The following is a 13196-nucleotide window of genomic DNA, read 5'->3' on the forward strand; positions in this document are numbered from 1 at the left end:
GCGTTTCAAACAGTGTGAATCATCAAAAAACGTTAATCGGATAATCCACAAACACCCGCAGCTCATTACCGCTGACGTTGTACTCACTGGATTTCTGCGACACGCGCAGGACCGAGCTGCGCAAGCGTACGCTCAGGTCCTTGGCCGGGCCGCTCTGGACCACGTATTTGAACTGGTTGAAGATCTCGCGCTCGGTGCCGCCTTCACTGGTGGAGGTGGTGATGTTGTCGCCCCGCACATAGGCCACGTTGTAGGTCAGGCCCGGTACACCGAAGGTGGTGAAGTCCAGGCCGTAGCCCAGCTGCCAACTGCGTTCGTCTTCGGCGTTGAAGTCGGACCAGTAGGAGTTAGCCAGATAGATGGTGTTACCACCGTCGCCGACACGATTCTGATCACGTTGATAGCCGCCGTAGGCGTAGCCCAGGTTGCTGTCGCCGGTGCTGCGCTGGTGGGCGAGCGTGAAGCTGTGCGGGCCGGTGGCGAAAGTTGCCGCCAGGCTCCAGATTTTGTTGTCGTCACCAGTGACGCCGTTTTCGCGAACATAGCTGTCGTCCAGCTTGGTGCGATAGCCGTTGAAGTCCAAGGTGAGGGATTGGTCCTTGGCCAACGGGAACACGTAATTGGCGTTCACGTATTGCTTCTTCAATACGTCCTCGACATCGGATGCGTAGAGCGAAGCCTTGAATTGCTCGGTGAACTGATAGCTGCCGCCCAGTACGTTGATCGATTTCAAGCCACCGCTGTCACGGCCTTCAGCGCTTTTACGGGACTCGGCGGTGAAGCGGCCGGCGTTCAATTCGAGCCCTTTGATCTCCTTGGAGGTGATCAGCGTGCCGGTGTAGCTTTCTGGCAGCAGGCGCGAATTGTCGTAGTTCAACACTGGCAGGGCGGGCATCTGGTCGCCGTAGGCCAGCACTGTGTTGGAGACACGGAATTTCACCGCGGCGCCGAATTTGGAGAGATCATCGGCCGCGTTGCCGCTGTCGCCTTTCTTGAAGAAATCGATGCCTTGGGCACCGGTGCGCCCCTTGCCGCCGTCCAGACGCAGCGCATACAAGCCGAACGCATCCACGCCTACGCCCACGGTGCCTTGGGTGAAGCCGGACGAGAACGTACCGATGGCGGCCTGGCCCCATTCGGCCTTGTCCTTGTTGCCGTCCTTGTAGTCGCGGTTGATGTAGGCGTTGCGCAACAGGACTTTCAGGCTGCTGTCTTCGACGAACCCATTGGACTCGGACTGATCGCTGGCCATGGCGTGTGTTGTGCTCAGAATCCCCAGTGCTAGCAAAGTAAAGCGTTTGTTCAACATGATTATTTTCCTTGTACGGGTTGATACGCACCGTAACCGGCAACCGAAATGGCGCTTTGCGCTCTTTTTCGGACTCTTGCTCCTGGAAATAATGAAAAGGCCCGGCCACGGATTGAGCGTGTCGGGCCTTTTTATTATTTAAGAGTCATGGCTGTTGGCCACAGGCGTGGGGCGAATCCTAGTCGCGCCCTGAAGTCCGTGTCAATTTCGTGAATCTTCGGTAATCAGGCGAAAAAGCACGCCCACAAAAAAAGCGCCAGCCTTTCGGCCAGCGCTTTTTATCAATCCTTCGAATTCTATCCCTGCATGACATCCCACAACGCTTCCAGCTCCGCCTCGCTGAACAGGCCAACGGGGTAGCGCTCGATGATCATCCGGCGCGGATCAGGTTCTCTGATCTGACGCGTGCCATTGGACTTCAACCACTGCGCCAACGCTTGAAGCGACTCACCATTTACGGCCAAGGGATGGCATGTGCGCTCGCTTATCATATTCATTCCAGCGCCCTCTCCTGGTTGATGAGCGGCCAATTTATCCAAGGTTTATTACAAAACAACGCAGCTCCACTCCCCAGAACTGCACGGATGTCGATACAAGAGCTATGCCAAGGTAAACGGCTCGCCGACGAACCGCGCACAAAAAAGCCCGCGCCCCAATGGGGGCGCGGGCTTGCCAGGATGGATCCAAAAGCACCGGTGTAGAGCCGCTGCGATTGAAGTCACCGGGCTGTTACGTCCCCACTCATTTTGTGTGCGCGGCAGGTTGCTGTTGGGTAAGACAATGGATATTTCCGCCCCCCAGTAACAGCTCTCGCCCAGGCACCATGATGACTTCGTGCTGGGGAAACAGGTCCTGCAGGATTTGCCTGGCCGTGCTGTCCAGTGGATCGTCGAAACTCGGGGCGATGATGCCGCCATTGACGATCAGGAAGTTCACGTAAGAGCCGGCCAGACGCTCGCCAGGTTTGCGCTCCTGTGAGCCGTATACCACGTCCACCCCGGCGCATTCTTCTTCGGTGGCATACAGCGGCCCGGGAATCGGCATTTTATGCACCGTGAACGAGCGGCCCTTGGCGTCGGTGCTGTTTTGCAGCACATCCATCGCCGTGTGGCAGCGGGCATAGTTCGGGTCCTGCGGGTCGTCGGTCCAGGCCAGCAGCACTTCACCAGGGCGCACGTAGCAGCAGAAGTTATCCACGTGGCCGTCGGTTTCGTCATTGAACAGGCCATCGGGCAGCCAGATGATCTTGTCCACCGCCAATTGGGCACTGAGCACCGCCTCGATTTCCTGGCGGTTCAGGTGCGGGTTGCGATTGTGGTTGAGCAGGCATTCCTCGGTGGTGATCAACGTGCCTTCGCCATCGACATGGATCGAACCACCTTCGAGGACGAAGCCCTCGGTGCGGTAGCGCGGGCTGCGCTCGATTTCGAGAATCTTGCCGGCCACCAGCAAGTCCCGGTTCCATGGGGAATACAAGCCACCCTCGAAGCCGCCCCAGGAATTGAAGTCCCAATCGACACCGCGCACTTCGCCGTTGTTGTTGATCACGAACGTCGGGCCTGTGTCCCGGACCCAGGCGTCGTCGCTGGACATTTCCACCAGGCGGATATTCGGCACATCGAGCCGCGCCCGAGCGTTTTCGTATTGGGCGGTGGACACCGCCACGGTGACCGGCTCGAAACGGGCGATGGCCTTGGCAACCGCCACATGAGCGGCCTGCGCGGGCTTACCGCCCAGGCGCCAGTTATCCGGGCGCTCGGGCCAGATCATCCAGACCTGGGTCTGGGGCGCCCACTCGGCAGGCATGTAAAAACCGTCCGCGCGCGGAGTGCTGTGCAAAGTTGTCATGATTCAGGACTCCAGTGAGCCGTCGAGGGTTTTGATCACGCCGTACAGGTTCGGGCGTCGATCACGGAAAGTGCCCCAGGCACTGCGAATGTGTTCCAGTTCGTCGAGGTCGAAGCTGTGTACCAGCACGCCTTCTTCGGTCTCGTTCAATTCCTGGACTTTTTCACCGAACTGATTGGCGATGAACGAGGAGCCGTAGAACGTGATGTCATAGCCATCCTGCTCTTCGTTGCCGATGCGATTGCTGGCGACCAGCGGCATCAGGTTGGCGCCGGCATGGCCCTGTTGTACACGCTGCCAATGATCGCGCGATGAAATGGTCTTGTCGTGCGGTTCGCTGCCGATGGCGGTCGGGTAAAACAGAATTTCCGCACCTTGCAACGCCATGCTGCGGGCGCACTCCGGAAACCATTGGTCCCAGCAGATGCCTACGCCGATTTTCGCATAGCGGGTATTCCACACCTTGAAGCCGGTATCGCCAGGGTTGAAATAATACTTCTCATGGTAGCCAGGACCGTCCGGGATGTGGCTCTTGCGGTAGATGCCCAGGTTGCGACCGTCGGCGTCGATGATCGCAATGCTGTTGAAACGCGCACGCCCGGCCCGTTCAAAAAAACTGATCGGCAGCACGACCTGAAGTTCTTCGGCAATTTTCTGGAAGTGCTTGATGGCGACGTTCTCGTCAACCGGAGTCGCCAACTGCAAATAATCCGGGTTCGGCTTCTGGCAGAAGTACGGCGTCTCGAACAATTCCTGGATGAGAATGACCTGCGCGCCTTGGGCAGCGGCCTGGCGGACCAGCTTCTCGGCGGTCTCGATGTTGGCTTCGAGATCCCAGGAACAAACCATTTGCGTGGCGGCTACGGTAACGATACGACTCATGAATCATCTCCCAGGCGATGGACAGTAGCGCCTTTATAGCCGATAAAAATCGGCTTTCAAAGCGTAAAAAACCATAAACATAGGAAACGCCCATAAAAATACCGACAAAAATCGAATTAACACCCAATAAACCTGTGGGAGAGAGCCTGCTCGCGAAGAGGGGGAACATTCAACATTGACGTTGACTGATCCACCGCTTTCGCGAGCAGGCTCGCTCCCACAGGAAAAACAGCGTGCTGTGCCGGATAAACTACAACCCCTCCTCCAACGCTTTTGCCAGCATGTCGACGAAGAAGTCCACGCTCTGGCGACTGGTGACCATCGGTGGCTTGATCTTGAGGATGTTCAGGTAATCACCAGTCGGCTGCATGAAGATGCCCAACTCCCGCAGGCGATTGCACAGCGCGGTGGTTTCCTCGGTGGCCGGTTCGAGGGTGTCGCGATTGCGGATCAGCTCCACGCCCAGGTAGAACCCGGAGCCATGCACCGCTCCGACCAATGGATACTGGTCGATCAGCGCTTCCAGGCGGGCCTTGAAATGTCCTCCAACGACCCGGGCGTTTTCCCACAGGTTTTCTTCCTCCATGACGTCCAGCACGGCCATGCCGATCTGGCAACTGACCGGGCTGCCGCCGGCGGAAGAGAAAAAATATCCCTCGGCTTCCAGCGCCTCGGCGATTTCCCGGCGGGTGATGACGGCCCCCAGCGGCTGACCGTTGCCCATGCCCTTGGCCATGGTGATGATGTCCGGCACCACGCCTTGCTCCTCGAAGCCCCAGAAAAACTCGCCCATGCGCCCGTAGCCGACTTGCACCTCGTCGGCGATACAGACACCACCGCGCTCGCGCACCAAGGCGTAGACCTGTTTCAGGTACCCCGGTGGCAGCGCGATGCCGCCGGCATTGCCATATACCGGCTCGCAGATGAAGCCGGCGAGCTGACGTTTCCGTTCGGCGATTTTTGCCAGGTTGTGCTCGACGCTGAGCACGTAGTCCGGCGCACTGTCGATACCGCGGAATTCACCACGATAGGTGTTCGGCGCCGTCACCGGGTGCACCCAGTCCGGACGGCTGCTGAGGGCCTGGGGATTGTCGGCAATGGACGTCGAGACCGCATCGGCCGCCACCGACCAGCCGTGATAGGCCTCCAGCACGCTGAGCATGTCGCGCCCGCCGCTGTAGGCCCAGGCCAGGCGGATCGCCAGGTCGTTGGCTTCGGTGCCGCTGTTGACCAGGAACACCCGGTCCATGTTCGACGGCGCCAGCGCCAGCAGGCGTTCGGAAAACTCGGCGATCGCGGCGTAGTGAAAACGCGAGTTGGTATTAAGCAGCGACCACTGTCTGGCCGCGACCGCCGCCATGCGCGGATGGCCATGGCCCAGCACCGCGACATTGTTGAGCATGTCGAGGTACGAGCGGCCCTGCATGTCGATCAGGTGGTTGCGCCAGCCACGCTCGATGCGCGGCGGGTCGACGTAGTAGTGCTTCTGCGAACGGGCAAAACTGGCATCGCGACGGGCCAGCAGCGCCTGCGGATCGATTTCCGGCTCGGCATCGCAAGCCAGCCCCAACAGCACCGCGGGTGATGGGCAGAGCGCTTGCCAGGCCTGCGCCCGGGACGGTGTGCAGAACAATGGCGGGGCCAGATGCGCGCCCCGGCACAGCTGGACCAGCAATGGCCCAGCCACCTCGCCCACTACCTGACCCTTTGCCAGCGCGGCCCCGGGCTGCAGCGACGAGGAAACGCCCCACAAACGCACGCTCAATTGCGGGCCATCGAGCCGCAGCAAGCCGTCAGCATCCCTGTGCAACACCCCGGCGAAGGGCGATTCCAGCGGCGTACCGTGAGGAACGTGCAGTTCCACATGGAGCGGATAAGTATCGGGCTGTTCGGCACTGTCCGCACGGGTGCGGGACAACCGATACTGCCCGTAACGGCTGGCCGCCAATCCATGCACGGCGGCGGCTTCGCTCAGCAGGCGCTGGTCGATCCCCGGCTGCTCCCAATTGCCCGCCTCGAAATGCGGGCTGAGCACACCCAGGTCGATCAGGGCGAAATCACGCCCCACCAAAGTCGGCAACAGCGGTGCGAAACCCTCGTTGGCAAGGGGCGGCAGGCTATGGCCCACGGCGGCAAGGATCGCCGCTTCCATCAACTCAAGCGGCACGGAATGGGCGACGTTGAAGATTTCCCATTCATGCCTGAGGTTGTCGCGAGCATATTGGTTATCCGGATCGACAGCGACCTGTTGCTCTCCGCTAAGTACCAGCACAGCGGCGCGGGCCACGATCAACGGCCAAAGCGCCTGGAGTTCTTCACGCTGCAACGGATTGACCGCGTGATAGGCCTTGATCGCCGGCAGGATGAAAAACGGATCTGCATCGGCATGATGCAGCAGCGCCGCGCAGGTGACCGACAGATCGGTGACACGCCAGGTGCGGATCAGGTCGCCGAAATCGATGACGCCCTGCAGTTGCCATTGGCGCTGCGCATCGCGTTGCCAGACCACGTTGTCATCGGTGATGTCCATGTGGATCGCCTGCATCGGCAGGCTGGCCTTGAGCGGCTGCAAGCGCCGTTCGGCCTGCTGTGCGACGTCGGCGATCAACTGACGCCGTTGGTCATCGTCGATGACAGGCAACAGGTGTTCGATCAAGGCTGGCGCGTGGCGCGCGTCCCATTGCAGGGTTCGCTCCAGGCCCGGGTGGTCGAACGTGGCCAGGGCCAGGTCCATGTCGGCGCACAGGCGGCCCAGCCCAGTCACCAGATCAGGCGTGAGGTATTTGAGTTGGGTGAGGGACTGGCCGTCGATGTATTCGAGCAGGCGCATGTGTATCGCTTGCCCGTGGACATCTAGCGTCAGCAGGTCCTGGCCATTGGCGGCCTCGATCACCCGCGGCACCTTCACCGCGCCGTGCCCGGCCAACTGCTTGAGCGCGGCATGTTGGGCCTGGAGCTCCTGGACGGCGTAGTCGCCATGGCAGATTTTCAGCACGAACCGCCCGCGCTCGCTGTCGACGCGGTAGTTGAGGTCCTGATGACTGCCAAGGGGTCGCAGGTCACCGCTGAGTCCGTAATTCGAGCGCAGCAGTACCAGTGCCTGTTCGGCGCTGATCTGTGGGCTTGGCAAACTGGCACGGTGAACCAACGTGGCGAGTGGCATACAACGACCCCTGGGGTGGTTTTGTTTGGATGCCTATCTCGCCACTGAGTCGTTGGATAAGCAACCCCCTCTTTGACTCGGGGCTCGCGCCGCTCGCTGCTTTGGGCAAGAATGGGCGTCCTTGCTTCTGCCATCCCACGGAGACACCCAATGAATGTAATCGCCACCGACCTGCCCGGTGTCCTGATCATCGAACCCAAGGTATTTGGTGACGAGCGCGGTTTTTTTTATGAAAGCTTCAACGCCAAGGCATTCAAGGACGCGACCGGCATCGACACTCAATTCGTGCAGGACAATCATTCCCGCTCGCAGAAAGGCGTGTTGCGTGGCCTGCATTATCAATTGCAGAACACCCAGGGCAAACTCGTGCGTGTCACCGCCGGTGAAGTGCTCGATGTGGCCGTGGACATCCGCCGCAGTTCGCCGAATTTCGGCAAATGGGTTGCGGTACGCCTCAGCGTCGACAATCACCGTCAACTCTGGGTGCCACCAGGGTTCGCCCACGGCTTTGTGGTCCTGAGTGAATTCGCGGAATTCCTCTACAAGACCACCAACTACTACGACCCGACATCCGAACGCAGCCTGCTGTGGAACGACCCTGCGCTAGACATCGACTGGCAGTTGGGGGATATCCAGCCGCAACTGTCCGGCAAGGACCTGGCGGCTTCGACCCTGGAGCATGCGGACGTCTTCGCCTGATCGAAGACGCTGGCGTGCGTCCTAGGCATAATGCGCCTGTCCCCACAGGCGCATCATGCTCATGAACTCCACTCTCCCCCGCAGACCTCGTTGGCGCAGCCTGGCACTGCTGGCCCTGTGCCTGGCGCCGTTGCTGTGGCCGCTGGAGCACCTGGCGGAGCGTTACTACCGCAGCGAGCTGGCCGGGCAGAATCGCCAGACGCTTGATCTCTACGTCGCCAACCTGTTGGGCACCCTGCACCGCTATGAAGTGCTGCCGCAGATTCTTGGCGAGCTGCCGCCCCTGCGCGCAGTCCTGTCTGCGCCGGATGATGGCGTTACCCAGGGCAATGCCAATCGATTACTGAAGAACATCAGCGCCCAGACTGGCGCTGAAGTCATGTACTTGATGGACGCCACTGGCAAGACCCTGGCGGCATCGAACTGGGACAAGCACGACAGTTTCGTCGGGCGCAATTTTGCTTTCCGCCCGTACTACATCGAAGCCATGGCCGGGCGTCTTGGACGCTTCTTCGGCCTGGGCACCACGTCGGGCAAGCGCGGTTACTTCTTTGCCGCCGCCGTACGTGATCGCGAAAAAGTCATTGGCGTACTGGTGGTCAAGGTCGACCTGGACCACACCGAAAGCCTGTGGGGCAAGACCCCTGAGCAATTGCTGGTGACCGACCATAATGGCGTGGTCATTCTGACTTCACGCCAGGAATGGCGGTTTCGCGCAACCCGCCCTTTGAGCACCGAAGAGAGCAAGGCAATCAGCGCGGTCCAACCCTACCCGACCCGCGATCCGAAGCCGCTTCATCTGGACGCCAATGCCTGGCTGACCCAGACCCAGGTCATCGAAGAGACTGGCTGGAACGTGAGCATCCTGGCCCCGCGAACGCTGATCGATCGTCCGGTGCGCACGGTGGTGGTCATTGGTGGCTCGGCGTTGCTGGTCTTGATGTTGCTGCTCGGGTTGATGATGCAGCGCCGGCGCCATTACCTGGAACGGATCGCCTTCGAAGCCAAGGCCCGGCATGAGCTGGAAGGTCGGGTGGCGGAACGCACCAGTGACCTGGAAGGCCTCAACCGGCGCCTGCGCCAGGAAGTGCTGGAGCGCGAGCAGGCCCAGCAGGAGCTGGTCCGCGCCCAGGACGACCTGGTGCAGGCCGGCAAACTGTCGGCCCTGGGCACCATGTCGGCGAGCATCAGCCATGAACTCAACCAGCCGCTGGCGGCCATTCGAAGCTACGCGGAAAACGCCGGGATCCTGCTCGATCACCAACGCACCGACGACGCCCGGGGCAACCTCAAGCTGATCAGCGAACTGACCGGGCGCATGGCCTCGATCATCGCCCATTTGCGCGCTTTTGCCCGCCGCGACCGCCACGCGCCGGAAAGCGTCGCCCTGCAACCGGCGTTGGACGATGCCTTGGCGCTGCTCGCCAAACGTCGGCGCAGCATGGAAGTGGAACTGATCCGTGACCTGCCGGCCGCCACCTTGTGGGTCGAGGCCGGCGAAACACGCTTGCGCCAGGTGCTGGGCAACCTGCTGGCAAACGCCCTTGATGCCCTGACCGAAAAGGGCCCGCCGCGCAGACTCTGGCTCAGTGCCCAGGCAACGGAAACCGGCGTCAACCTGTACATACGCGATAACGGCCCGGGGTTCTGCATGGAAGCCCTGGGCCGGGCCGGCGAGCCTTTTTATACCACCAAGACCCGCACCCAAGGCCTTGGCTTGGGGCTGGCGATCTGCGACACCCTGATGCGCGCCTTCGGCGGCGAGCTGTTGTTCGCCAATCACAAGGAAGGCGGCGCCCTGATTACCCTGAAGTTGCGCGCGGGCGCGCCCGGGGTGAGCCTGCAACCGTCCGAGGACCGTAGTGTATGACCATCGATAACCAGATTGAGGTGGTGCTGATCGACGACGATCCCCACCTGCGTCAGGCCTTGAGCCAGACCCTCGACCTGGCCGGCCTGAAAATCCTGCCCCTGGGCGAGGCCAATGGCCTGGCCGGGCAATTGCCGCGAGACTGGCCCGGCGTGGTTGTCAGCGACATTCGCATGCCCGGCATGGACGGCCTTGAACTACTGAACCAGCTGCACGCCCAGGATCCGGACCTACCGGTCCTGTTGATCACCGGCCACGGCGATGTACCGCTGGCGGTCCAGGCAATGCGCGCCGGGGCCTATGACTTCCTGGAGAAGCCCTTCGCCAGCGATCATCTGCTCGACAGCGTTCGCCGAGCCCTGGCCTTGCGCCGCCTGGTCCTGGACAACCGCAGCCTGCGCCTGGCCCTTAGTGACCGGCATGAACTCAGCGCCCGCCTGGTTGGCCAATCGACGCCCATGCTGCGCCTGCGCGAGCAGATCGGCGCCTTGGCGGCGACCCGCGCCGACGTGTTGATCCTTGGTGAAACCGGGGCCGGCAAGGAAGTGGTCGCCCGCGCACTGCACGACCTTTCAAGCAGGCGCAACGGGCCGTTCGTGGCGATCAACGCTGGCGCCCTGGCCGAGTCGGTGGTGGAAAGCGAACTGTTCGGCCACGAGCCCGGCGCCTTCACCGGCGCGCAAAAACGCCGTATCGGCAAGTTCGAATTCGCCAATGGCGGCACATTGTTCCTCGATGAAATCGAAAGCATGAGCCTGGACGTACAGGTCAAACTGCTGCGTCTGCTGCAAGAACGCGTAGTGGAACGGCTGGGGGGCAACCAGCAGATCCCGCTGGATATCCGCGTCATCGCCGCCACCAAGGAAGACCTGCGCCAGGCCGCCGACCAGGGCCGTTTTCGCGCCGACCTGTATTACCGCCTGAACGTCGCGCCGCTGCGCATTCCACCGTTGCGCGAACGCGGCGAAGATGTGCTGATGCTGTTCCAGCACTTTGCCAACGAAGCCAGCACCCGCCATGGCCTGCCGCCGCACGAACTGCAGCCGCCCCACCGGGCGCTGCTGTTACGCCACAGTTGGCCGGGTAACGTGCGCGAATTGCAGAACGCCGCCGAACGTTTTGCCCTGGGCCTGGAACTGGCACTGGACAACAGCGCGCCGGACAGCGGCCCCGCTGCGGTGGATGTGATCAGCGGCGGCCTGAGCGAGCAGGTGGAGAACTTTGAAAAAACCCTGATCGCCGCCGAACTGGCCCGTTCCCACAGCTCCGTACGCAGCCTCGCCGAAGCCCTGGGCATTCCGCGCAAGACGCTGCACGACAAGTTGCGCAAACACGGGCTGAACTTCGGCGACAGCAGCCATGGCCCGACCGAAGAGTCGGATTGAGCTCCACCCTTTCACTTTCAGCCAAGAGGGCCTGCATGAACCGCGACAGCCACTACCTGGAAACGATCCTGCACCGGGACATCCCGCTGACGCAGGACATGGGCCTGAAGGTGCTCGGCTGGCAAGCTCGGCAGCTACGCTTGTTCCTGCCGATCGCAGCCAACGTCAACCACAAGAGCACCATGTTCGGCGGCAGCCTGTATTGCGGCGCCGTGCTCGGTGGCTGGGGCTGGCTGCACCTGGCGCTGCGCGAGGAAGGCATCGAAGACGGGCACATCGTGATCCAGGAAGGGCAGATCAGTTATCCGCTACCGGTTACCCGCGACGCGACCGTCATCTGTGAGGCGCCCGATGAAAAGACCTGGACGCGTTTCCTGGCCACTTATCGTCGCTACGGACGGGCAAGGCTGGCCTTGCAGACGCAGGTGGTAAATGTGGATAGCAAGGACGTGGCGGTGCAGTTTGAAGGGCAGTACGTGCTGCATCGCTGATTGGCGCATAGACCCGTGGCGAGGGAGCTTGCTCCCGCTCGGCTGCGCAGCAGACGCTTTGGGGCCGCTTCGCCCGAAGCGTCGGACCGGCCCAGCGGGAGCAAGCTCCCTCGCCACAAAAGCTTCTGGGCTAAAAGATCAGATTTTAAGAACGAGCCAGCTCCAGCAACTTCCCACGCCACGGCGCTTTCGCCGGAAGCGCCAGGAAAAACGTATTCAATAACGACTCGCGTGCCGGATAGCAGAACGGATGGCCCTGCAGGTCGAGTACCTCGCCGCCCGCGCCCTCCAGCACGCCCTGGGCAGCGGCGGTGTCCCACTGCGACGTCGGCGCCAGACGCGGATAGCAATCCGCCGCACCTTCAGCCAACAGGCAGAACTTCAGTGAACTGCCGATATTGGTCAATTGCAGCGCCCCGAGGCTTTCGCTCAAACCGGCCAACAGGCGTTCCTGCTCCGGGCTGGTATGACGGCGGCTCGCGACCACCGTAAAGGCTTCACCGGGCGCCAGCACGTTACGCACCGCAATGGCCGCAGGCTCGGCATCCCCGTCGCCGCGCCACGCACCCAGGCCCGCACCGCCGGCATAATAACGACCGTTGGTGGGCATCGACACCACACCGAACACCACTCGTCCGTCCTCGATCAGGGCAATATTTACGGTAAATTCCTCGCTGCCGGAAATGAATTCCTTGGTGCCGTCCAGCGGATCCACCAGCCACCAGCGTTGCCAGCCGGCGCGGACGCTTTGCGCAATATCGGCATCCTCTTCGGAAAGGATCGGGATATCCGGCGCCAGGGCTTTGAGCCCGGCCACGATCACATGGTGAGCTGCCATGTCCGCGGCGGTCACCGGCGATTCGTCGGCCTTGCGCACGACCTCCACATCGGCCCGCCAAAAGGGCAGGATCGCGTCGCCAGCCGTGAGCGCCAGCTCGATAACCGGGGCCATCAGGGGATGCGGAAAATTCATGGCAGGTAGGCTCCGCGCTGAGTCAGCAGATCGCGGGCCAGGTACAATGCCGCCAACGCCCGGCCCTCGGTGAATTGAGGGTTCTGCGCCAGGGCCGACAGCTCGCCCAGGTTGACCTTGTCCACACGCATTGGCTCGGGTTCGTCGCCTTCCAGACGCTCTTCGTACAGATCGGTCGCCAGCACCACCTGGATCTTCTGGCTCATGTAGCCGGGAGACAGTGACAACTCAGTCAGGTGTTCCAGTTGACGGGCGCCAAAACCGGCTTCCTCCTTGAGCTCGCGCTCGGCCGCCGCCAGCACATCTTCACCCGGCTCGATCAGGCCCTTGGGCAGAGACCATTCGTAGGCCTCGGTACCGCCGCAATACTCTTCCACCAGCACCGCATGGTCGGCGTCGAGCATCGCCACGATCATCACCGCACCGTATCCTGCGCCCTTGCCCGCCAGGCGTTCGTAGGTGCGTTCCACACCGTTGGAAAAACGCAGTTTCAGTTCTTCCACGCAAAACAGGCGGCTGGTGGCGACGATCCGTCGGTCGAGTATGGTGGGTGTCTGGCGCATAAACGGCTCCCTA

11 protein-coding genes are annotated in these 13196 nt (G+C 61.6%); 4 read left to right on the forward strand and 7 right to left on the reverse strand.

Annotated elements, in window-relative coordinates; translation table 11 throughout:
- Positions 1-22 precede the first annotated feature (22 nt).
- The 5 genes from J3P84_RS26015 to J3P84_RS26035 all read right to left on the reverse strand — a co-directional run bounded on the left by J3P84_RS26015 (position 23) and on the right by J3P84_RS26035 (position 7202).
- Positions 23-1309: an OprD family porin gene (locus tag J3P84_RS26015; protein ID WP_434626543.1), complete on the reverse strand. Its 1287-nt coding sequence runs from the start codon at positions 1307-1309 to the stop codon at positions 23-25.
- A 296-nt stretch (positions 1310-1605) separates the two neighbouring features.
- Positions 1606-1806, reverse strand: coding sequence for a hypothetical protein (locus J3P84_RS26020; protein ID WP_305497506.1), 201 nt, complete (start codon positions 1804-1806; stop codon positions 1606-1608).
- A gap of 244 nt (positions 1807-2050) precedes the next feature.
- Positions 2051-3157 (reverse strand): agmatine deiminase, encoded by a 1107-nt coding sequence (aguA, locus tag J3P84_RS26025; RefSeq protein WP_434626544.1) that lies wholly within the window; start codon positions 3155-3157, stop codon positions 2051-2053.
- Positions 3158-3160: 3 nt separating this feature from the next.
- A complete protein-coding gene (gene aguB, locus J3P84_RS26030; protein WP_434626545.1) occupies positions 3161-4039 on the reverse strand; it encodes an N-carbamoylputrescine amidase in 879 nt (292 codons plus the stop codon).
- Between the two features lie 250 nt (positions 4040-4289).
- A complete protein-coding gene (locus tag J3P84_RS26035) occupies positions 4290-7202 on the reverse strand; it encodes an aminotransferase (protein ID WP_434626546.1) in 2913 nt (970 codons plus the stop codon).
- Between the two features lie 150 nt (positions 7203-7352).
- On the opposite strand from J3P84_RS26035, the gene rfbC reads away from it, so the two are divergent.
- From rfbC to J3P84_RS26055, 4 genes are all read left to right on the forward strand, one after another.
- Positions 7353-7901: a dTDP-4-dehydrorhamnose 3,5-epimerase gene (gene rfbC / locus J3P84_RS26040; protein WP_434626547.1), complete on the forward strand. Its 549-nt coding sequence runs from the start codon at positions 7353-7355 to the stop codon at positions 7899-7901.
- Between the two features lie 61 nt (positions 7902-7962).
- On the forward strand, positions 7963-9771 hold the full coding sequence (locus J3P84_RS26045) for a sensor histidine kinase (RefSeq protein WP_434626548.1): 1809 nt from the start codon (positions 7963-7965) through the stop codon (positions 9769-9771).
- On the forward strand, positions 9768-11156 hold the full coding sequence (locus tag J3P84_RS26050) for a sigma-54-dependent transcriptional regulator (RefSeq protein ID WP_434626549.1): 1389 nt from the start codon (positions 9768-9770) through the stop codon (positions 11154-11156). The genes J3P84_RS26045 and J3P84_RS26050 overlap by 4 nt, the downstream gene beginning before the upstream one ends.
- Before the next feature lie 35 nt (positions 11157-11191).
- Entirely contained in the window at positions 11192-11647 is a 456-nt protein-coding gene (locus tag J3P84_RS26055) for a YiiD C-terminal domain-containing protein (RefSeq protein WP_434626550.1), read from the forward strand.
- A gap of 145 nt (positions 11648-11792) precedes the next feature.
- On the opposite strand, the gene cysQ is transcribed toward J3P84_RS26055, so the two are convergent.
- Positions 11793-12620 carry a 3'(2'),5'-bisphosphate nucleotidase CysQ gene (gene cysQ / locus J3P84_RS26060; RefSeq protein WP_434626551.1) on the reverse strand — a complete coding sequence of 276 codons (828 nt, stop codon included), beginning with the start codon at positions 12618-12620 and terminating at the stop codon, positions 11793-11795.
- Entirely contained in the window at positions 12617-13183 is a 567-nt protein-coding gene (gene nudE, locus J3P84_RS26065) for an ADP compounds hydrolase NudE (RefSeq protein WP_305497515.1), read from the reverse strand. Before nudE ends, cysQ begins: the two co-directional genes overlap by 4 nt.
- Between the last annotated feature and the right edge of the window lie 13 nt (positions 13184-13196).

Source organism: Pseudomonas sp. Z1-29 (assembly GCF_051131995.1).
Classification (GTDB): Bacteria; Pseudomonadota; Gammaproteobacteria; order Pseudomonadales; family Pseudomonadaceae; genus Aquipseudomonas.

Excerpts from the sequence above, each read along its gene's own strand:
- J3P84_RS26015 (WP_434626543.1), bottom strand. The coding sequence starts at position 1,309 with ATGTTGAACAAACGCTTTACTTTGCTAGCACTGGGGATTCTGAGCACA.
- J3P84_RS26020 (WP_305497506.1), bottom strand. The coding sequence starts at position 1,806 with ATGAATATGATAAGCGAGCGCACATGCCATCCCTTGGCCGTAAATGGT.
- aguA (WP_434626544.1), bottom strand. The coding sequence starts at position 3,157 with ATGACAACTTTGCACAGCACTCCGCGCGCGGACGGTTTTTACATGCCT.
- aguB (WP_434626545.1), bottom strand. The coding sequence starts at position 4,039 with ATGAGTCGTATCGTTACCGTAGCCGCCACGCAAATGGTTTGTTCCTGG.
- J3P84_RS26035 (WP_434626546.1), bottom strand. The coding sequence starts at position 7,202 with ATGCCACTCGCCACGTTGGTTCACCGTGCCAGTTTGCCAAGCCCACAG.
- rfbC (WP_434626547.1), top strand. The coding sequence starts at position 7,353 with ATGAATGTAATCGCCACCGACCTGCCCGGTGTCCTGATCATCGAACCC.
- J3P84_RS26045 (WP_434626548.1), top strand. The coding sequence starts at position 7,963 with ATGAACTCCACTCTCCCCCGCAGACCTCGTTGGCGCAGCCTGGCACTG.
- J3P84_RS26050 (WP_434626549.1), top strand. The coding sequence starts at position 9,768 with ATGACCATCGATAACCAGATTGAGGTGGTGCTGATCGACGACGATCCC.
- J3P84_RS26055 (WP_434626550.1), top strand. The coding sequence starts at position 11,192 with ATGAACCGCGACAGCCACTACCTGGAAACGATCCTGCACCGGGACATC.
- cysQ (WP_434626551.1), bottom strand. The coding sequence starts at position 12,620 with ATGAATTTTCCGCATCCCCTGATGGCCCCGGTTATCGAGCTGGCGCTC.
- nudE (WP_305497515.1), bottom strand. The coding sequence starts at position 13,183 with ATGCGCCAGACACCCACCATACTCGACCGACGGATCGTCGCCACCAGC.